Below are 19,461 nucleotides of genomic sequence, written 5' to 3'. Positions count from 1 at the left end.
CAAGCCCGCTCCCACATTTGAACCCTGTGCAGTCAGTGGTGTCGTCTTCTGCCCGCCGCTCGCGTAAACTTGCGCCCTTTCGCAGCCCCACCCCGCTGCACACTCATTTTTTTCAAAGGTGCCCGCCATGCCTTGGCTGCAAGTCCGTCTCGCCATCAGCCCAGAACAAGCCGAAACCTATGAAGACGCTTTCCTCGAAGTAGGCGCTGTCTCGGTCACCTTCATGGACGCCGAAGACCAGCCGATCTTCGAGCCGGAGCTCAACACCACGCCGCTGTGGTCCCACACCCATTTGCTGGCCCTGTTCGAAGACGGCACCGATGCCGCCGCCGTACTGGCCCATATGGAGTTGCTGACAGGTGGGCCGTTGCCGGAGCATCACAGCGAAGTCATCGAAGACCAGGACTGGGAACGCAGCTGGATGGACAACTTCCAGCCGATGCGTTTCGGCCAGCGCCTGTGGATCGTGCCAAGCTGGCATGCCGCCCCGGAGCCGGACGCCGTCAACCTGCTGCTCGACCCAGGGCTGGCATTCGGCACCGGCACCCACCCCACCACCGCGCTGTGCCTGGAATGGCTGGACGGCCAGGACCTGACCGACAGCCACGTGCTGGACTTCGGCTGCGGCTCGGGGATCCTGGCAATTGCCGCCCTGTTGCTGGGCGCCAAGGAAGCCGTGGGCACCGATATCGACGTGCAGGCCCTGGAAGCCTCCCGCGATAACGCCGGGCGCAACAACATCCCTGAGGGCAAATTCCCACTCTACCTGCCGGAGCAATTGCCCCAGGTGCAGGCCGATGTACTGGTCGCCAACATCCTCGCCGGCCCGCTGGTGTCCCTGGCACCGCAACTGTCGAGCCTGGTCAAGCCGGGCGGCCGCCTGGCGCTGTCAGGTATCCTGGCCGAGCAAGGCGAAGACGTTGCCGCCGCCTACGCGAAGGATTTCGAGCTGGATCCGATCGCCAACCGTGATGGCTGGGTACGCATCAGCGGGCGTCGGCGCTAGAATGAGCGCTTGCCTGAATCGGATGGCCGCATGACCGACAGTTTCGTCACCCAGTGCCCGCACTGCCAAGCACGCTTTCGCGTCAACCACGCTCAATTGAGCGTGGCCCGTGGCGTGGTGCGCTGCGGTTCGTGCCTGCAAGTGTTCAACGCCGCTCGTCAATTGCTGGAGCAGCGCGGCAAGGCGTCCGCGCCGGAGCCAGAGGCGCCGCTGGCGCTGCCGCCTGAGCCTGCGCGGGCCATCAGCCAGAAGCAGTGGACCGCCGAAGAGCTGGACCTGGACAACCTGGACCTGGACGAAGAACTGGCCAAGCTGGAACGCCGCGAGATTCAGCACACGCTGCCGGCTGGCGCAGATCGTCGCCAGCCCGGCACCGACCGCCGCCAAAAGGAAGAATCCTTCAGCGCCAGCCGCGACACGGTCAAGGCCGAAGAGGAAAAATGGGCGTCGAGCCTGTTCAGCGAGCCGCCTGAAGAGCGCCTCCACGTCACTGAGGACGAGCCTGAACCTGCGACCAGGCAGCGCACCGAACCGTCAATGTCGTTCCACACCGACGAACTCGACGAGGAGCCGCCACTGCGCTCAACGCCAGTCGATGATGACATCGACCCGCCGTTCACCCCGCTGACCAAAGCGGCCGAACCCGAAGATCGCCTGCAACCTCGCCGCAAACGCCCGCGCCCTGAGGCGGGTGTGCATGACGATGTGCTCCAGGACCTGGAAGACGACCCGCTGCACCTGTACGCGCAAAAACGCCCATCGGGTTGGGGCCGCCGCCTGGTCTGGCTGTTGCTGGTGTTGATGGCTGCCGGCGGCCTGGCGGGTCAGTACATCGCTTATCAATTCGACGACCTGGCTCGCCAGGACGCCTATCGTCCGTGGTTCCAGCAACTGTGCCCCACACTGGGCTGCACGGTGCCATCACGGGTCGATATCGCCCACATCAAGAGCAGCAACCTGGTGGTGCGCAGTCACCCGGACTTCGCCGGGGCCTTGGTGGTGGACGCGATCATCTATAACCGCGCGACCTTCTCCCAGCCCTTCCCGCTGCTGGAGCTGCGTTTTGCCGATTTGAATGGCAGCCTGATTGCCAGTCGTCGCTTCAAACCCGCCGAATACCTCAGCGGTGAATTGGCCGGTGTTAGCGAAATGCCATCGCAAACCCCGATCCATATCTCCCTGGATATCCTCGACCCGGGCAATAAAGCCGTGAATTACAGCCTGAGCTTTCACTCGCCCGAGTGAATCGGTGCATGGGTTGAGATTTGACGGCAGGTTATTGACTTTCCCCTGCGCAACCAAACCGGTAGCGATAAAGAAATAACTGTTCAGATTTTATCCAATTCAGCCTTTATCCAGTCATCGAGAGCGGGTATCATGCCAACCCTTTTTCGAACTCTAATGATCCGGCCCCACAACAGGGAAGTCCTATGTCGGCGGTACGCATCGGCCCATATACATTACAGAATGGCTTGATTCTCGCCCCGATGGCGGGCGTCACCGACCAACCCTTTCGTCAGCTGTGCAAGCGTTTGGGCGCGGGCCTAGTTGTCTCGGAAATGGTCACCAGCGACATGAGCTTGTGGAACACCCGCAAATCGCGGATGCGCATGATCCACGAAGGTGATCCCGAGCCCCGCTCGGTCCAGATCGCCGGTGGAGATGCACAGATGCTGGCGGATGCGGCCCGCGCCAACGTGGAGTTGGGGGCGCAGATCATCGACATCAACATGGGCTGCCCGGCCAAGAAGGTCTGCAACAAGGCCGCCGGTTCCGCCCTGTTGAAAGATGAGCAATTGGTTGCCGAGATCCTGCAGGCCGTTGTTGCCGCAGTGGATGTGCCGGTCACCCTGAAGATTCGTACCGGTTGGGACCGGGACAACAAGAACGGCCTGACAGTGGCGAAGATCGCTGAACAGGCAGGCATTACAGCGCTGGCGGTGCATGGCCGCACCCGCGCCGACCTTTACACCGGTGAAGCCGAGTACGACACCATCGCTGCGATCAAGCAGGCAGTGTCGATGCCGGTGTTTGCCAATGGCGACATTGACTCCGCCGAGAAAGCCCGGCGCGTACTGCACGCCACCGGTGCCGATGGTTTGTTGATTGGCCGGGCAGCCCAGGGGCGGCCATGGATTTTCCGTGAGATCGAGCATTTTCTGCGTACCGGTGAAGTGTTGCCGGCACCGGAGCTGGTCGAGGTGGAACGTATTCTGCTAGAGCATCTGGCCGCCCTGCACGCCTTCTATGGAGACGTGATGGGAGTACGCATCGCTCGCAAGCATGTCGGCTGGTATCTCGCAACCCTGCCGGGCGCCAGGGAGTTTCGCGCCCACTTCAATCGTTTGGATGATACGGAAGCACAGTGCGCCAACGTTCGAGAGTTCTTCAGCGAGCGTTACAAGAGCCTGGGGACAGGGGACGGAGAGGGGGTGGCCGCATGACGATGATGACCGAGACTTTAGTGAGTGGAACAACACCCGTGAGCGACAACGTCAATTTGAAACAGCACCTCAACACGCCGAGCGAAGAAGGCCAGACCCTTCGCGGGAGTGTCGAGAAGGCGCTGCACAATTATTTCGCCCACCTTGAGGGCGCTTCCGTCACGGACGTGTACAACCTGGTGCTCTCCGAAGTCGAGGCGCCCTTGCTCGAAAGCGTGATGAACTACGTCAAGGGCAACCAGACCAAAGCCAGTGAGCTGCTGGGCCTCAACCGTGGCACCTTGCGCAAAAAGCTCAAGCAGTACGATTTGTTGTAAGCATTCAATCAAACCAGAAAGGCGCCCGCGTAAAAAACGGTCGCCTTTTTTGCTGACTCCTTTGCTTTTGATGGAAATTGAAATGACCGACCAGACTACCCGCCTGCCGATCCGCCGCGCCTTGATCAGTGTCTCCGACAAGACCGGGATCCTCGAATTTGCCCGGGAGCTGGAAGCCCTGGGCGTGGAAATCCTCTCCACGGGCGGGACCTTCAAACTGCTGCAGGACAACGGCGTGGCCGCAGTGGAAGTGGCGGACTACACCGGTTTCGCAGAGATGATGGACGGTCGGGTCAAGACCCTGCACCCGAAAATCCACGGCGGCATCCTCGGCCGTCGCGGCACCGACGACGCGATCATGGCCGAGCACGGCATCAAGCCGATCGACCTGGTAGCCGTTAACCTCTACCCGTTCGAAGCCACCATCAACAAGCCAGGCTGCGACCTGCCGACCGCCATCGAAAACATCGATATCGGCGGCCCGACCATGGTGCGCTCGGCTGCCAAGAACCACAAAGACGTGGCCATCGTGGTCAACGCCAGCGACTACGCCAATGTGCTTGAAAGCCTGAAAGCTGGCGGCCTGACCTACGCCCAGCGTTTCGACCTGATGCTCAAGGCGTTCGAACACACTGCCGCCTACGACGGCATGATCGCCAACTACATGGGCACCGTTGACCAAACCGCTGAAACCCTGTCGACCTCCGGCCGCAGCCAGTTCCCGCGCACCTTCAACAGCCAGTTCATCAAGGCCCAGGAAATGCGCTACGGCGAGAACCCGCACCAGAGTGCGGCGTTCTACGTGGAAGCCAAGCCGGCCGAAGTGGGCATCGCCACCGCGACCCAGTTGCAAGGCAAGGAGCTGTCCTACAACAACGTGGCTGACACCGACGCCGCACTGGAATGCGTGAAGAGCTTCGTCAAGCCAGCCTGCGTGATCGTCAAGCATGCCAACCCATGCGGCGTGGCTGTAAGCCCGGACGCTGAAGGCGGTATCCGCCAGGCCTACGAGCTGGCCTACGCCACCGACACCGAATCGGCGTTTGGCGGCATCATTGCCTTCAACCGTGAACTGGATGCCGAGACCGCCAAAGCGATCGTCGAGCGTCAGTTCGTTGAGGTGATCATCGCCCCTTCCGTCAGCGAAGAAGCCCGCGCCATCGTGGCGGCCAAAGCCAACGTGCGCCTACTGGCCTGCGGCGAGTGGTCGGCTGAGCGTGCCGCTGCCTGGGACTACAAACGCGTCAACGGCGGCTTGCTGGTACAGAGCCGTGACATCGGCATGATCGGCAGCCAAGACCTGAAAGTCATGACCCAGCGCGCCCCGACCGAGCAAGAGATCAACGACCTGATCTTCGCCTGGAAAGTCGCCAAGTACGTTAAGTCCAACGCCATCGTCTACGCCAAGAATCGCCAGACCATCGGCGTCGGCGCCGGCCAGATGAGCCGCGTGAACTCGGCGCGTATCGCCGCGATCAAGGCCGAACACGCGGGTTTGCAAGTGGCGGGTTCGGTAATGGCTTCCGACGCATTCTTCCCGTTCCGTGACGGCCTGGACAACGCCGCAAAAGCCGGCGTCACCGCCGTGATCCAACCGGGTGGTTCGATGCGTGATGCTGAAGTCATCGCTGCCGCTGATGAAGCCGGCATCGCCATGGTCTTCACCGGCATGCGCCACTTCCGCCACTGATTGATTAGATCGCCTGTGGGCACCGGCTCCATGTGGGAGCTGGCTTGCCTGCGATAGCATCACCCGGGTCTGACTGGACGACCGAGGTGCCTGCATCGCCGGCAAGCCCAGCCCCCACAGAAAAGCACCGTCCACAGTGCTCTCCCTGATTCAGCGTCATCCGAGGTTTTTGAAATGAATGTTTTGATCATTGGCAGCGGTGGCCGTGAACACGCCCTGGCCTGGAAAGTTGCCCAAGACCCGCGTGTCCAGAAAGTGTTCGTTGCACCCGGCAACGCCGGTACCGCCATTGAAGCCAAATGCGAGAACGTTGCTATCGACGTGCTGGCCCTTGAGCAACTGGCCGATTTTGCTGAAAAGAATGTATCCCTGACCATCGTCGGTCCGGAAGTGCCATTGGTTGCCGGCGTGGTAGACCTGTTCCGCAGCCGTGGCCTGGACTGCTTCGGCCCAACCGCGGGCGCTGCGCAGCTGGAAGGCTCCAAGGCGTTTACCAAGGATTTCCTGGCACGCCACAAGATCCCGACCGCCGACTATCAGAATTTCACCGAGATCGAGCCGGCCCTGGCTTACCTGCGTGAAAAAGGTGCGCCGATCGTGATCAAGGCCGATGGCCTGGCCGCCGGCAAAGGCGTGATCGTCGCCATGACCCTGCAGGAAGCCGAAGACGCCGTGCGCGACATGCTTGCCGGCAACGCATTCGGTGACGCCGGTTCGCGCGTGGTGATCGAGGAATTCCTCGACGGCGAAGAAGCCAGCTTTATCGTGATGGTCGACGGCAAGAACGTCTTGCCGATGGCCACCAGCCAGGACCACAAACGCGTCGGCGACGGCGACACCGGCCCGAACACCGGTGGCATGGGTGCCTACTCCCCTGCCCCGGTGGTCACCGCCGATGTGCATCAGCGCGTCATGGACCTGGTGATCTGGCCAACCGTGCGTGGCATGGCCGACGAAGGCAACGTGTACACCGGTTTCCTGTACGCCGGCCTGATGATCGACAAAGCCGGCAACCCGAAAGTCATCGAGTTCAACTGCCGCTTCGGTGACCCTGAAACCCAACCGGTGATGCTGCGCCTGCAATCGAGCCTGGTGCTGCTGGTGGAAGCCGCCCTGGCCCAGGCCCTGGACAAGGTAGAAGCACAGTGGGATCCGCGTCCGAGCGTTGGCATTGTGCTGGCGGCCGGTGGCTACCCTGCCGATTACGCCAAGGGTGACGTGATTGAAGGTCTCGACGCGGCTGCTACGCTGGAAGGCAAAGTCTTCCATGCAGGCACTGCGCTCAAGGATGGCCAGGTCGTGACCGCCGGTGGCCGTGTGTTGTGCGCCACCGCCATGGGCGCCAGTGTCGACGCCGCGCAGCAACAGGCTTATCAGTTGGCTGCGAAGATCGACTGGAAAGGCTGCTTCTATCGCAAGGACATTGGCTATCGCGCCATTGCGCGGGAGCGTGGCGAGAGCCAGTAAGCAGCTATCCGTTCGGCTAGGCAAGGGCCTCTGGCCCTTGCCGTATGCAGGTCTACCCGCGCATAGTTAACTGTGCATCAACCTACGAAGGGATTTCGCCGTGCGCTGGCTCAGGATCGCCATAGGTTTCACTGTCAGCCTGCTGACACTGCTCTGCTTGTTCCCGGCCCAGGCCGCCGCGCAAGGCAGTGGCTGGGCAGTATTGCTTGATGAACAGGCCGACCTGCAACTGAGCGACATCCGTTCCTCGCGCTACACCAATCAATTCAGCCCCACCGAACTGGACCGCATTACCGCCGCGGAACCGGACGGTGCGTTGTGGGTGCGTTTCAAACTGCAACCCGGCAAGCACGAACAAGTGCTGCGGGTCTTTGCCCCGGACCTGTCCCACCTGAGCCTCTATGTACTGGACGGCGACACCCTGGTGGAACAACAGAGCACCGGCACACGCCAGCCCCAGGCCGAGCGTCCGTTGCCCAGCAGCGACTTCATGCTGCCCATGCCCCAGAGCCAGAAGCCTTTAGAGGTCTACCTGCGCCTGGTCTCGGAACATGAACTGCGTCCCTACATCACCCTGGAACCGGCCGTGCTCGCCGCCGCCGACCAGACCCAGACGCTGATCTACGGCCTGCTGTTCGGCTGTCTGCTGATGCTGATCCTGCACAACCTCACCCGTTTCGCCTACCACCGCTCGCGCAGCAGCCTGTGGTTGGCCGCCTGCGAAATCCTGCTGATGCTCAGCCTCGCGCTGCTGCTGAACCTGATCGGCCCGTGGCTGCCGAACTGGCACGCGATCCAGACGCCGGGCGCCTACCTGGCGCTGCTGCTGACGGCGCCGTGCGGATTGATGTTTGCCTATCGGTTCTTCATGCCTTTGGGCCCACATCCGCTGAACAAGCTGTTGATGGCGGATATCCTGTTCATCGTGCTGTGCGGCCTGCTGCTGTTGTTCGTCAACACCCTGCCGCTGAACATCATCACCTATGCCCTGGTGGCTCTGGCCGGCTTGAGCATGCTGTTCGTCTCGGCTTATCACTGGCAGAAAGGCTACCGTCCGGCGCGCCTGTTCGTGGCGGCGATGGTGGTGTTCAACATCGGTACGTTGATCATCCTGCCGGCGCTGCTGGGCCTGACGATGGTCTCGCCCCAGGGCCTGATCGTCACGCTGCTGGCGTTTATCTGCCTCAGTGGTCTGTTGATGAGCCTGGCGCTGGGCGAACGCCAGCGCGCAATTGTCGAAGCGCGCTTCAGCCTCAGCCGCGACCTGGCGGCAAGCAATGCCGAGATTGCCGCCAAGGCCGAGTTCCTGGCCAAGATCAGCCACGAAATCCGCACCCCCATGAACGGCGTGCTGGGTATGACCGAGCTGCTGCTGGGCACGCCCCTCTCGGTGAAACAGCGTGACTACGTGCAGACCATCCACAGCGCCGGCAATGAACTGCTCACGCTGATCAACGAAATCCTCGATATCTCCAAGCTGGAATCCGGCCAGATCGAATTGGATGACGTGCAGTTCGACCTCAATGCACTGATCGAAGACTGCCTGAGTATCTTCCGCGCCAAGGCTGAACAACAGAACGTCGAGCTGATCAGTTTTATCCAGCCCCAGGTGCCTCGCGTGATCAGTGGCGACCCGACGCGCCTGCGCCAGGCCATGTTGAGCCTGCTGGAAAACGCCCTGCAAAAGACCGACGAAGGTGAAGTGCTGATCGTCGTCGCGCTGGACGACCGCAGCACCAAGCCGCGCCTGCGCATCGCCGTGCAGGACAGCGGTTTGCCGATGGAAGCCGCCGAGCGTGACGCTCTGCTGCACAGCGAACTGCACAGCAAGAACTTCTTCTCCGCCACCCGACTGAACGGCCACCTGGGCCTGGTCATCGCCCGCCAATTGATCCTATTGATGAACGGCGAATTCGGCATCAAGAGCGGCAGCCACCAGGGCAGCACCTTGTGGCTGACCTTGCCGCTGGACCCGGAACGCCTGGAACACCCCACCTCCGACCTCGACGGCCCACTCAAGGGCGCACGGGTGCTGGTGGTGGACGACAACGACACCTGTCGCAAAGTATTGGTGCAGCAATGCTCGGCCTGGGGCCTCAACGTCAGCGCCGTGCCTTCGGGAAAGGAAGCCCTGGCGTTGCTGCGCACCAAGGCGCACCTGCGCGATTACTTCGACGTGGTGCTGCTGGACCAGAACATGCCCGGCATGACCGGCATGCAACTGGCGGCGAAAATCAAGGAAGACCCAAGCCTGAACCACGACATCCTGCTGATCATGCTCACCGGCATCAGTAATGCGCCGAGCAAGATCATCGCGCGCAATTGCGGGATCAAGCGCATCCTCGCCAAGCCCGTGGCCGGCTATACGCTCAAGACCACCCTGGCCGACGAACTGACCCAGCGCAGCAAGGGTAACGTCCCACCACGCCCCGTCCTCAACACGCCGGCGGCGATCACCGTGCCAACGGATTTCCGCATCCTGGTGGCCGAAGACAACAGCATCTCCACCAAGGTGATCCGTGGCATGCTCGGCAAGCTCAACCTCAACCCGGACACCGCCAGCAATGGTGAAGAAGCCCTGGAGGCGATGAAGGCCCAGCGCTATGACCTGGTGTTGATGGATTGCGAAATGCCGATCCTCGATGGTTTCTCGGCCACCCAGCAATTGCGCGCGTGGGAAGTCAGCCACCAGCGCGTTCGTACGCCGGTGGTGGCGCTGACGGCGCACATTCTGTCCGAGCACAAGGAGCGCGCACGCCAGGCCGGGATGGACGGGCACATGGCCAAGCCCGTTGAGTTGTCACAGTTGCGTGAGCTGGTGGAGTTCTGGGTGGCGCAGCGGCAACAGCGACCAGAGCACGCCCCCTCCTGACGTGTAATGCAGACCCCATGTGGGAGCGGGCTTGCTCGCGAATACGGTGTGTCAGTCAATGCATCCTTAACTGATCCATCGCATTCGCGAGCAAGCCCACTCCCACATTTGGTCTCTGCCGCCTGATAGACTCTCAACACTTCCTCCGCCGCGAGCCGCCCCCATGCTCCACGTGTTATTCAGCGTCTACCTGAAAATGCTGGTGCTCTACAGCCCATTCTTCGTGCTGTCCTGCTTTATCAGCCTCACCCGTGGCTACTCCAGCAAAGAGCGGCGGCGCCTGGCGTGGAAGGTGGCGTTGGCAACCCTGGTATCGAGCGTGTTGCTCTACCTGTTCGGCCGCGTCATTTTCAGCGTGTTCGGCATCACCGTCGACGCGTTCCGCATCGGTGCCGGCAGTGTGCTGTTCATTTCCGCCTTGGGCATGGCCCAGGGCAAGTCCGCAGTGCAGACCGACAACGTACAGCAGGACGTGACCATCGTACCGCTGACCATTCCCCTCACCGTCGGCCCCGGCACCATCGGTGCGTTGCTGGTGATGGGCGTGAGCCAGCCGCATTGGGATGACAAAATCACCGCCATCCTCAGCATCGCCCTGGCCAGCCTCACGGTGGGCGTGGTGCTGTACCTGTCCAACCGGATCGAACGCATCTTGGGCGACCAGGGCTTGCAGATTGTCAGTCGGTTGATGGGGTTGTTCGTATGTGCCCTGGCCGCGCAAATCATCTTCACCGGTGTGCGCGGTTACCTGGTGCCTTAAATCCGGTACTTGGCGATCGCCAATTGCACCTTGTCACCCGCACTCTCGCGCATCAGTTGGATCGTCTTTTCGTTGACTACCGAGGTGTTCAGCACCAGGCACGTCTGCCCGCTGAAGGCCTCGAATGAGGAACTGTCCCATTCCAGAAATGGCAACCCTACCTGCTTGCTCACTCCCTGGGTGCTGTAGGTCACCAGCACCATCATCAGTTCCCCCTCTGTTTGCGCACAGGACGCCAGGCCGAAGTCGCCGCCCTGGTGTACGGCACTGTTGCGTTTGAACAGCTCGAAAGTCCCAGGTGTCTGCTTCAACGCCTCCACGGCATCGGCCACCAGTTTCGGCAATACGCTGAGCAAGTGCGCAGACAACGATGTCGACGCCAGCAGAGCCGCGATGATATTCAGCGCCGCCGATTGCACGGTCAGGCCCTTGCCGGAACGTGAAATCCGTTCGAAGCGGCTGCGCACCGGCAACCACCCCAGGCTGACCATCACCCTGATGAATTCGTCGTACCAACGTTCGGTGCCGCGTGGGACTTTCAACACATCGCTGACATAGCTGCTGGCCAGCAAATAGCTCTTACGCACGTATTCTCGATTTAAACCGGACAAGCCTTCGGCAAACGAGATGACGCTGTTGTTGACCACCGCGGCGTTGAAGTCGTCCTCGATGTCCAGCGGCAAGGCCGCGCGCTTGCCTGACGCTCCCGGTAGTGTGTAGGCGGCAATCAACTTGCGCCTTTTTGTACTGCTGATCCTTCTGTGATGTCGCTCCATTTTAGTTCTCCACAAGCACCCCGACTCGGGGCTTATGTCCACCCTAGTTCACTGACTGAAGCCTTTTCCAGACGACAAACATTCCTTGGCGCAGCGCATCAAACCGTGCTGCCCAGCAATAACGCGGCGCGCCTGGCGGGCTTCCGGATTTCGTCGTAGAAAAAAGAAAAAGCCCCGGACAACGCCAGGAAAATCCCTGGGTCATTCGGAGCTTTCAGGCACCTGAGGGGCGGTTTTCAGGAGGCCGGTTTCTCGCCGTACCAGCGCGGCGTGTACACCCACTCACCGCCACCGGCACGCGGGAAGGTGACGGTGGTGGACGAGCCGATCAGCACCATGGTGCGCATGTCCACCTGATCCGGCGTCAATTGCCCCAGCGTGGTTACACGCAGCGTCTGACCCGGCCGACCGATATCACGGCCCAGCACCACCGGCGTTTCAGGCGTGCGATGCCGCGCGACGATTTCCAGGGCACGCCCCAGCTGCCACGGCCGCGAGCGCGAGATCGGGTTGTAGAACGCCAGCGCCAGGTCGGCCTGGGAGGCAAGGTCCAGGCGTTTTTCAATGATCGACCAAGGCTTGAGGTTGTCCGACAGCGACATCACGCAAAAGTCATGGCCCAACGGTGCACCGGCCTGAGCGGCGGTGGCGAGCGACGCCGAGACCCCTGGAAGGATTTGCAGGTCGACCTGATGCCAGGTCGGGTCGCTGGATTCGTGCAGGGCTTCTATCACGGCAGCAGCCATGGCGAACACGCCCGGGTCGCCGGACGACACTACGACCACCGAGCGACCTTGGGCCGCCAGTTCGAAGGCATGGCGGGCACGCTGCATTTCTTCGCGGTTATCGGTGCAATGCTGCACCTGGTCGTCTCGGAACGGGCCGGCCATGCGCACGTAGGTTTCGTAGCCGAGCACATCGGTGCAGCGCGCCAGTTCGGTTTTTACCGCAGGCACCATCAACTCGGCAGCGCCAGGTCCCAGGCCGATCACGGCAAGGCGGCCACGCACGCGACCGACTTGCGACAGGTCCAGAGGGAGTTCGGCAACATTGATGACGATATCCGCGTCCTGGGCCACGCTGGCAAAACGCAGCGGTACACCCAATTCCAACGCTGCTTCATGCAATGTGGCTTCGGCCATCTGCGTATCACTGGCCAGCAGGCACGCGAGGGATTGCAGAGCGATGCCCGCCTCATGCAACGCCGCGCGCACCCGCTCAGCCAGTTGCGCGCCTGGCTTGCAGCTCACGCTGACGTTCTTCGGGTAGATCAACAATTCATGGGCGGTAGGCGTGCGCTCGGCACTGCCCACATGAATCGCCAGGCGTGCCTGTTGATCCTGGGGCAGATTGGCCTGGTCCAGCCACGGCGCAGCGCCTTCGATGCGTACGCTTTCGCCGGCCAGCAAGTCGGAGACGAAACGCTTGCCCAGTTCCAGATCGGCCAGTTCATAACCCGCAGGCGGGTTGAGCAGGCAGGTGCCGAAGCGCAGCTCGCCACTGGTGGTGATCGCAGCAGCCACGTTCAACGCAGCGGCGATTTCGCGAGCCATCACGTTCACACCGCCAAGGCCGCCAAGCAACGGCACCACGGCGCTACCGTCTTCGGCGACGGCCAGCACGGCGGGCTCCTCGCCTTTTTCCAGCAGCAGCGGCGCCAAGGTCCGAATAACGATACCCGCGGCGCACAGCGCGATCAGCGGTGTGCCTTGCTGATACAACTGACGCAGGGTCGCGCCGAACTCACCGTAGACCTGGTCCGCACCGTCGACCCGTCCGGCCAGGCCGTGGACCGTCGCGTCGGGGTACACACATTGGATCTTGCGTGCCGTGGCCAGGCTGCCCTGACCCAAAATAACAATCGCCGGGCTCATCAACCTTGCCACCGTTCACCGGGCACGATGATCAGCGAGAAGTACGGGGACGACGCTGGATCCACCTGATCCAGCGGCACGATCTTTTGATTCGCCATGGTGGCGCGTTCGACATACAGCGCTCGCTCGGCCAGGCCGAGTTCTTCCAGCACCTGGCGCACTTTCGGGAAGTTGCGGCCCAGCTTCATGATCACTGCCGCATCGGCATCCGCAAGGCGGCGCTTGAGGTCGTCATGGGGCAACACGCCCGAGAGTACCGAAAGGCTCTGATTGCGATAGACCAGCGGGGCGCCCAGCACCGAGGCGCCGCCGAGCATCGAACAAACGCCTGGAATCACGTGGGCTTCATAGCGCTCGGCGAGGCGGTCGTGCAGGTACATGTAGGACCCGTAGAAGAACGGGTCACCTTCGCAGATCACCGCCACATCACGACCGGCGTCCAAATGTGCGGCGACATCCACGCTGGCGGCGTCGTAGAAATCGCTGATCACCTGCTCGTAGGACATTGGCGCCGGCAACACTTCGGTGGTCACCGGGTACACCAGCGGCATCAAGGTCTGTTGCGGCACCAGATGGTCTTCGATGATGCCGAAGGCGTTGCCCTTCTTGCCCTTGGCCACGAAGTACGCCACCACTGGCGACTCGCGCAACAGGCGCAGGGCCTTGAGGGTGATCAGTTCCGGGTCACCGGGGCCTACGCCCAGGCCGATCAAACGTCCACGTGCCTGCATTATTCGACCTCCGTGGCCAGCGCATTCACCGCAGCGGCGGCCATGGCGCTACCGCCCAGACGGCCCTGCATGATCACGAACGGTACACCGCGACTGTCGGCGGCCAGCATCGCCTTGGATTCGGCGGCGCCGACAAAACCAACCGGGAAACCGAGGATCAACGCCGGCTTCGGTGCGCCGGCGTCAAGCATTTCCAGCAGATAGAACAAGGCCGTCGGAGCGTTGCCGATCACCACCACACTGCCTTCCAAGTACGGGCGCCACAGCTCAAGGGCGGCAGCGGACCGGGTGTTGCCCAGCTCACGCGCCAGCGCCGGTACGCTGTCATCGCGCAGGGTGCAGATCACTTCGTTGTTGGCTGGCAGGCGTGCGCGGGTCACACCTTCGGAGACCATCCGCGCATCGCACAGGATCGGCGCACCTGCGGCCAGCGCATCGCGCCCAGCCTTGCCCGCCCCTTCGGAGAACTGCAGGCCGTCGATCGCGTCGACCATGCCGCAGGCGTGAATCACCCGCACCGCGAGTTTTTCCAAATCAGCCGGGATACGGTCCAACTTGGCTTCCGCGCGAATGATGGCGAAGGAGTTGCGATAGATCTCCTGACCGTCGCGGATGTAATCAATCATCGGTGTTGCTCCGTGGGCGAGCGCGCAGCAGGGCGCCCGTCGCTTCAATAGAAAGGTTGCGCGCGTGCAGCCTGCCGAAACCGGGCTGGGCTGCCTCGCGAAAGTAGAGGTCGTAGTGGCCGGGGCTCACGGCCAGCAAGGTGACCGGCGCCGTGTGCGCGGCGGCGCAGGAGCGCGGGCAGCCGGACAGGTGCACGTCGTGACCGGTGTCCAAAGCGGCGAGTTGCACCGCGTCGGCCTTGGTGTCGGCCAGGGCTTTGCCGCAGCCGCTGGAACCGGTGCAGGCGGTCATGCGCGCCAGGGGCTGGTCGATTGAGCAGAGGAAGCCCAATTGCGCCAGGCGTTCGGTGACGGCGTGAGGTTTTTCAACGTAGGGCAACAGCACGCCCTGCCAAGGGGTAAAACGCAAGGTGCCGTCGCCGTATTCGCTGGCCAGTTGTGCGGCGCCCTTGAGCATCGTCGCATCGAGGCGACCCAAGGGCGCAATGGCGGCGACGTAGAACTGATTCTTTTGTGCTTGTGGATAACTGCCGAGGTGCAACAAAGCGCCGCTGGGTGGGCGTTTGAAGCCATCCGCCGGCAGCAGCGGCAGTTTTAGACGACTCAACACGTTATCCACAGGCAGGTGGCGCATGCGGGTCTGTTCAGGGGTGGCGATGTCCAAAAACCCTTCCAGCACAGCCACCACCAATGCATGCCCCTGGTCCAATGGCACGGCGGCCAGCGGTGCATCCAGACCCGGACACCCGGCCAGGCCAAACGCGAGGAGTGTTTCGCCCTTGCGCACGAACGCCGACAGCCACAGGTCATGGTGATGTTCGAGCATTGCCAGCGCCTCGCCCCCGTCCAGCTGCACCGCGAACTTGGCCGACAGTTCATGGAAACGCGGGTGATTCTGCAGGGTGGCGAGGATCTGCTCCGCCAACGGCCGGGTGTCGAACAGCATTTGCGGGTCGATACCGGCGCTGGGGCTGAGCATCAGGTTGCGCACGTCGTCGCCGGCAGCGTTGTTGGGGCCCAGATCGGCAGCCAACAGCATGGCAATCAACGCGCCCTCTTCGGCGCCGATCCCGCGAATCTGCAGATTGGCGCGGTTAGTCGCCTCGATCACCCCGCCCGCATACGCCTGGGCTGCGTCCGCCACTGCGCAGGCTTGGGCGGCGCTGATCGAACCACCGGCCAATTTGATCCGACAAATGCCACCGTCCAGCGCCTGGACAATACGCAGCAACCCCGGACAAGCCGAGGGGCGCAAGGTATTCACAGCGGGCGTTGGGTTCACGGGGCTACCGGTTGATGGGTAAAGGCGCGGTATTATGCCTGCTTTGTCCGGCGGCATGAAAAGCCTGCCCGTCGGATGTCGTTCAAGGAATATTTATGTCGCCCTGGCTGACGGTTGTAGGCATCGGTGAAGACGGCTTCAAGGGGCTGGGCAGGAATGCCCGGCATGCCCTGTTGCGCGCCACGCGGATTATAGGCGGCCAGCGCCAGTTGGACCTGCTGCCGGTGTGTATTCGGGGTGAGCGCGAATTGTGGCCGAGCCCGTTTTCCCTGGAACCGGTGCTGGCGCGGCGTGGCGAGTCAGTGTGTGTGTTGGCCAGTGGTGATCCGATGTTCTATGGCGTGGGCGCGAGCCTGGCGCGGCAGGTGGCGGCTGAAGAGTTGCTGGTCTTGCCGGCGCCTTCGTCGGTGTCGTTGGCGGCGGCGCGGCTGGGCTGGCCGTTGCAGGAGGTGGTGACGTTATCCGTGGTGGCCCGGCCGCTGGCGGCGCTGAATGCGCATCTGGCCAGTGGGGTGCGGCTTTTGGTGTTGAGTAATGACGGCCGAAGTCCGGCGTTGATTGCTTCTTTGCTGGCTGAATCCGGTTTCGGCCCGAGCCGGCTGAGTGTGTTTGAGCACCTGGGCGGCACGGATGAGCGACGCATCGACGGCGTGGCGAGTGATTGGCATCCGGCTTGCGTCGCCGATTTGAATCTGGTCGCCATCGACTGCGTGGCCTCTGGCGATACGCCCCGTCTGTCGCGTCTGGCGGGCCTGCCAGATTCAGCTTTCAAACATGACGGCCAATTGACCAAACGCGATGTGCGCGCCCTGACCCTGGCCCGTCTTGCGCCGATGCCCGGCGAACTGCTGTGGGACGTGGGTGCAGGCAGCGGCTCCATCGGTATCGAGTGGATGCGGGCTCACCCGAGCTGCCGGGCAGTGGCGATTGAAGCGGATGAAGGTCGCCAAGGCCTGATCGAACACAACCGCGACGCCCTTGGCGTGCCGGGCCTGCAACTGGTTCGCGGCAAAGCGCCGGATGCGCTCGACGGCCTGGAAGCCCCGGACGCCATCTTCATCGGCGGCGGCGTCACCCGTGACGGCGTGCTCGACACCTGCTGGCACCATCTACGGCCGGGCGGGCGGTTGGTCGCCAACGCCGTGACGCTGCAAAGCGAAATGACCTTGATGGACTGGCGTACGCGCTATGGCGGAGAACTCACGCGTATCCATGTCGCCCAGGCCCAGCCGCTGGGAGCGTTCGATACGTGGCGCCAGGCATTGCCGATCACACTGCTGGAAGTGGTCAAGCCGCGATGAAACGCATCCTGCTGCTGGGCGGCGTGACTGAAGCGCTGGCCATCGCCCGTACATTGGGCCCGGAACATATCTACAGTTTGGCCGGTGTTGGGCGCGTGCCGACTGACTTGGCGTGCCAGGTGCGGGTGGGTGGGTACGGCGGGGCCGAGGGATTGGCACAGTTTGCTCGACATGAGCAGATCAGCCTGATTCTCGACGCGACCCATCCGTACGCGGCGCAGATCAGCCGCAACGCGGTCGAGGCGGCAAGGATTTGCGGGGTGCCTTGCTGGGCGCTACGACGCCCGGCCTGGCAGCCACAGGCGGGGGACGATTGGCGAGAAGTCAGTGATTGGGCCTCGCTGATTGAAGCACTCAAACCTTTCAAGCGCCCGCTGTTCACGCTGGGCCGTGAGCCGTTGCAGCACCTTGATGAAATCCCGCCGGAGCAGTTCTGGACACTGCGCGCCCTGGATGTGTATCCGGGGAATGAGCGTTGCGAAGTGATTGGCGCGCGAGGCCCGTTTCTGATCGAAGACGAACGTGGGTTGTTTGAACGACGCCAGATCGACGTGTTGATCAGCAAGAACAGCGGCAGCACAGCCACCGAACCGAAGCTGGAAGTGGCACGGGAGCGGGGCGTGCCGGTGTTGGTATTGAAGAGGCCAGTGTTGGCGCCGGTAGATCGGGAGTTCACCACCTTGACGACGCTGCAACAGGCAATCACCTCTCTTTAAGCTCCATCGTTCCAATGTGGGAGCGGGCTTGCTCGCGAAAGCGGAGTGTCAGTCACCGGATGAGTTGACGGGTCTTTCGCCTTTGCGAGCAAGCCCGCTCCCACATTTAGAGCTGCGTTGCCATTTGAGATCTGCAACCGCTCAGTTCCCGTCTATCCTCAAACCCAGCACTGCGACACCAAACCACACCCACCCTTTTTACTTATCCCCACCGATCAGGCTAAATACCCCCCTGATCGTTTAACCCTACGGATTGTCCGCCATGGCCCGTCAACGCTTCGCAATTGCCTGGATCGCCTGCCTTGCAGTGCTGTTCAACGCCTTTGTCATGCCGATGGCCGGTGCGATGCAACAGTCCCAGGACCCGGTGCAGCAATTGTTATGGGGCGGTTTCTGCTCCTCCAATGGTGCGAGCCTGAAGACCATTGCCCTGGGCAAGCTGGAGATTCCGGCGCCACAACAGGACGATCATTCCACCATGCAGCATTGCTGGTGTTGTTCGGGTGCTGCGCCGTTGGTGGCGTTGCCGGGGCATGTGCCACAGTTGTACCTCACCCAATTCAATACCTCACAGCGCTTGCCGCCCGCCCAGTTGCAAAGCCCTACTCCGCGCCAGCAATGGCCGAGCCTCAACCCGCGCGCCTCTCCAACGGTCTGATGTCTTCGCAAGTGAACTGCGTTTTAGAACCGTTCTGGAGAACTGCCATGCTCAAATCTTCCCTGCTTCTGGCGGCGTTGCTGCTGCCGGTGTTCAGTGCTGCCAACGCCGAGGACTACAAGGCCGGTGACCTGATGGTCAGCGAACCCTGGTCCCAGGAGTTGCCGCCGAATGCGCCGACTGTCGCGGCTTATTTTGTGATTCATAACAGCAGCGAAACCCCGGACCGCCTGCTCAGCGTAGAGACGCCCGTGGCGGACAAGGCCGAGTTGCATGAACACGTCATGCAAGGCGACCTGATGAAGATGCAGCAAGTACCGAGCGTCGCCGTGCCGGCCAAGGGTGATCTGACCTTCGCGCCGATGGCGTACCACGTGATGCTGTTGGGCATCAAAGACCGCAGCCTGTTGGCCGACGGCAAGCAATTCCCGCTGACCCTGACCTTCGAAAAAGCCGGCAAGGTCGAGGTGGAAGTGTCGGTACAGAAAGTGCCGCCAATGGCCGGCCACGGGCACAAGCACCCTCAGTAGACTGACAGTCGATGGGCGCCCCCCGCGCCAGGTGCTCCCCACGCGCGCGCGTAAGACGCGGCGGTTGGATCAGCCTGTTCGCCATGCTGATGATCTTTATCGGTCCGCTGATTTCCCAAGCGATGCCGATGGATCATCACGCCGGTATGTCGATGGACATGCCGATGGACCATGGCGAATCCCATCACAAAAAGGCCCCCGACGAACACCACGCCCTCTGGTCCAAGTGCGGCTATTGCGACCTGCTCTACAGCTGCCCCGCCCTGCCCGGCGGCGTTTCAACCTTCACCCTGAGCAGCCCGCCCCCCGCCAACGCCCTCACCCCCGACACGCGCCTGGGCCATGCCCGGCAGAGCATCTTCCCCGGCGCCCGCAGTCGCGCGCCGCCCATCGCTTCGTAAGCACTTCACA

Annotated in this window: 18 protein-coding genes; 13 read left to right on the top strand and 5 right to left on the bottom strand. The window is 62.3% G+C overall.

Annotated features, from left to right (window positions below; genetic code table 11):
* Nucleotides 1–127: 127 nt before the first annotated feature.
* The 8 genes from prmA to PF1751_RS02905 all read left to right on the top strand — a co-directional run bounded on the left by prmA (nucleotide 128) and on the right by PF1751_RS02905 (nucleotide 10,556).
* Nucleotides 128–1,006: a 50S ribosomal protein L11 methyltransferase gene (gene prmA / locus PF1751_RS02940; protein WP_010213491.1), complete on the top strand. Its 879-nt coding sequence runs from the start codon at nucleotides 128–130 to the stop codon at nucleotides 1,004–1,006.
* A 30-nt stretch (nucleotides 1,007–1,036) separates the two neighbouring features.
* Entirely contained in the window at nucleotides 1,037–2,251 is a 1,215-nt protein-coding gene (locus tag PF1751_RS02935; RefSeq protein ID WP_044286574.1) for a DUF3426 domain-containing protein, read from the top strand.
* A gap of 185 nt (nucleotides 2,252–2,436) precedes the next feature.
* Nucleotides 2,437–3,450, top strand: a complete 1,014-nt coding sequence (gene dusB, locus PF1751_RS02930; protein WP_010213494.1) for a tRNA dihydrouridine synthase DusB — start codon at nucleotides 2,437–2,439, stop codon at nucleotides 3,448–3,450.
* Complete coding sequence (fis, locus tag PF1751_RS02925) at nucleotides 3,447–3,767, top strand: DNA-binding transcriptional regulator Fis (RefSeq protein WP_002555375.1); 321 nt, start codon at nucleotides 3,447–3,449, stop codon at nucleotides 3,765–3,767. The genes dusB and fis overlap by 4 nt, the downstream gene beginning before the upstream one ends.
* A gap of 82 nt (nucleotides 3,768–3,849) precedes the next feature.
* Nucleotides 3,850–5,457, top strand: coding sequence for a bifunctional phosphoribosylaminoimidazolecarboxamide formyltransferase/IMP cyclohydrolase (gene purH, locus PF1751_RS02920; RefSeq protein ID WP_044286573.1), 1,608 nt, complete (start codon nucleotides 3,850–3,852; stop codon nucleotides 5,455–5,457).
* 174 nt (nucleotides 5,458–5,631) lie between these two features.
* A complete protein-coding gene (gene purD, locus PF1751_RS02915; RefSeq protein WP_010213497.1) occupies nucleotides 5,632–6,924 on the top strand; it encodes a phosphoribosylamine--glycine ligase in 1,293 nt (430 codons plus the stop codon).
* 100 nt (nucleotides 6,925–7,024) lie between these two features.
* Nucleotides 7,025–9,796: a hybrid sensor histidine kinase/response regulator gene (locus tag PF1751_RS02910; protein ID WP_010213499.1), complete on the top strand. Its 2,772-nt coding sequence runs from the start codon at nucleotides 7,025–7,027 to the stop codon at nucleotides 9,794–9,796.
* 163 nt (nucleotides 9,797–9,959) lie between these two features.
* A complete protein-coding gene (locus PF1751_RS02905; RefSeq protein ID WP_003217330.1) occupies nucleotides 9,960–10,556 on the top strand; it encodes a MarC family protein in 597 nt (198 codons plus the stop codon).
* On the opposite strand, the gene PF1751_RS02900 is transcribed toward PF1751_RS02905, so the two are convergent.
* The 5 genes from PF1751_RS02900 to cobG form a co-directional block, all read right to left on the bottom strand.
* Nucleotides 10,553–11,332 carry a hypothetical protein gene (locus PF1751_RS02900; protein WP_044286572.1) on the bottom strand — a complete coding sequence of 260 codons (780 nt, stop codon included), beginning with the start codon at nucleotides 11,330–11,332 and terminating at the stop codon, nucleotides 10,553–10,555. The two genes, PF1751_RS02905 and PF1751_RS02900, sit on opposite strands and share 4 nt — an antisense overlap.
* Before the next feature lie 236 nt (nucleotides 11,333–11,568).
* The gene (cobJ, locus tag PF1751_RS02895) at nucleotides 11,569–13,206 is read right to left on the bottom strand and encodes a precorrin-3B C(17)-methyltransferase (protein ID WP_021493215.1); all 1,638 of its coding nucleotides are present in this window, start codon (nucleotides 13,204–13,206) and stop codon (nucleotides 11,569–11,571) included.
* Nucleotides 13,206–13,937: a precorrin-2 C(20)-methyltransferase gene (locus PF1751_RS02890; RefSeq protein WP_010213504.1), complete on the bottom strand. Its 732-nt coding sequence runs from the start codon at nucleotides 13,935–13,937 to the stop codon at nucleotides 13,206–13,208. The genes cobJ and PF1751_RS02890 overlap by 1 nt, the downstream gene beginning before the upstream one ends.
* Nucleotides 13,937–14,563, bottom strand: a complete 627-nt coding sequence (locus tag PF1751_RS02885) for a precorrin-8X methylmutase (RefSeq protein WP_042570885.1) — start codon at nucleotides 14,561–14,563, stop codon at nucleotides 13,937–13,939. Before PF1751_RS02885 ends, PF1751_RS02890 begins: the two co-directional genes overlap by 1 nt.
* Complete coding sequence (gene cobG, locus PF1751_RS02880) at nucleotides 14,556–15,902, bottom strand: precorrin-3B synthase (protein ID WP_044286571.1); 1,347 nt, start codon at nucleotides 15,900–15,902, stop codon at nucleotides 14,556–14,558. Before cobG ends, PF1751_RS02885 begins: the two co-directional genes overlap by 8 nt.
* Nucleotides 15,903–15,940: 38 nt before the next feature.
* On the opposite strand from cobG, the gene PF1751_RS02875 reads away from it, so the two are divergent.
* From PF1751_RS02875 to PF1751_RS02855, 5 genes are all read left to right on the top strand, one after another.
* Nucleotides 15,941–17,146: a bifunctional cobalt-precorrin-7 (C(5))-methyltransferase/cobalt-precorrin-6B (C(15))-methyltransferase gene (locus tag PF1751_RS02875; RefSeq protein ID WP_044286570.1), complete on the top strand. Its 1,206-nt coding sequence runs from the start codon at nucleotides 15,941–15,943 to the stop codon at nucleotides 17,144–17,146.
* Nucleotides 17,143–17,862, top strand: coding sequence for a cobalt-precorrin-6A reductase (locus PF1751_RS02870; RefSeq protein WP_044286569.1), 720 nt, complete (start codon nucleotides 17,143–17,145; stop codon nucleotides 17,860–17,862). The genes PF1751_RS02875 and PF1751_RS02870 overlap by 4 nt, the downstream gene beginning before the upstream one ends.
* Nucleotides 17,863–18,124: 262 nt before the next feature.
* A complete protein-coding gene (locus PF1751_RS02865) occupies nucleotides 18,125–18,520 on the top strand; it encodes a DUF2946 domain-containing protein (protein WP_010213512.1) in 396 nt (131 codons plus the stop codon).
* A gap of 47 nt (nucleotides 18,521–18,567) precedes the next feature.
* Complete coding sequence (locus PF1751_RS02860) at nucleotides 18,568–19,050, top strand: copper chaperone PCu(A)C (RefSeq protein WP_010213513.1); 483 nt, start codon at nucleotides 18,568–18,570, stop codon at nucleotides 19,048–19,050.
* 11 nt (nucleotides 19,051–19,061) lie between these two features.
* A complete protein-coding gene (locus PF1751_RS02855) occupies nucleotides 19,062–19,451 on the top strand; it encodes a DUF2946 domain-containing protein (protein ID WP_021493219.1) in 390 nt (129 codons plus the stop codon).
* Nucleotides 19,452–19,461: the final 10 nt, after the last annotated feature.

Origin of the sequence: Pseudomonas simiae, from assembly GCF_000934565.1 — a bacterium.
Classification (GTDB): domain Bacteria; phylum Pseudomonadota; class Gammaproteobacteria; order Pseudomonadales; family Pseudomonadaceae; genus Aquipseudomonas; species Aquipseudomonas simiae.
This window is presented reverse-complemented; position numbering and strand designations above follow the sequence as displayed.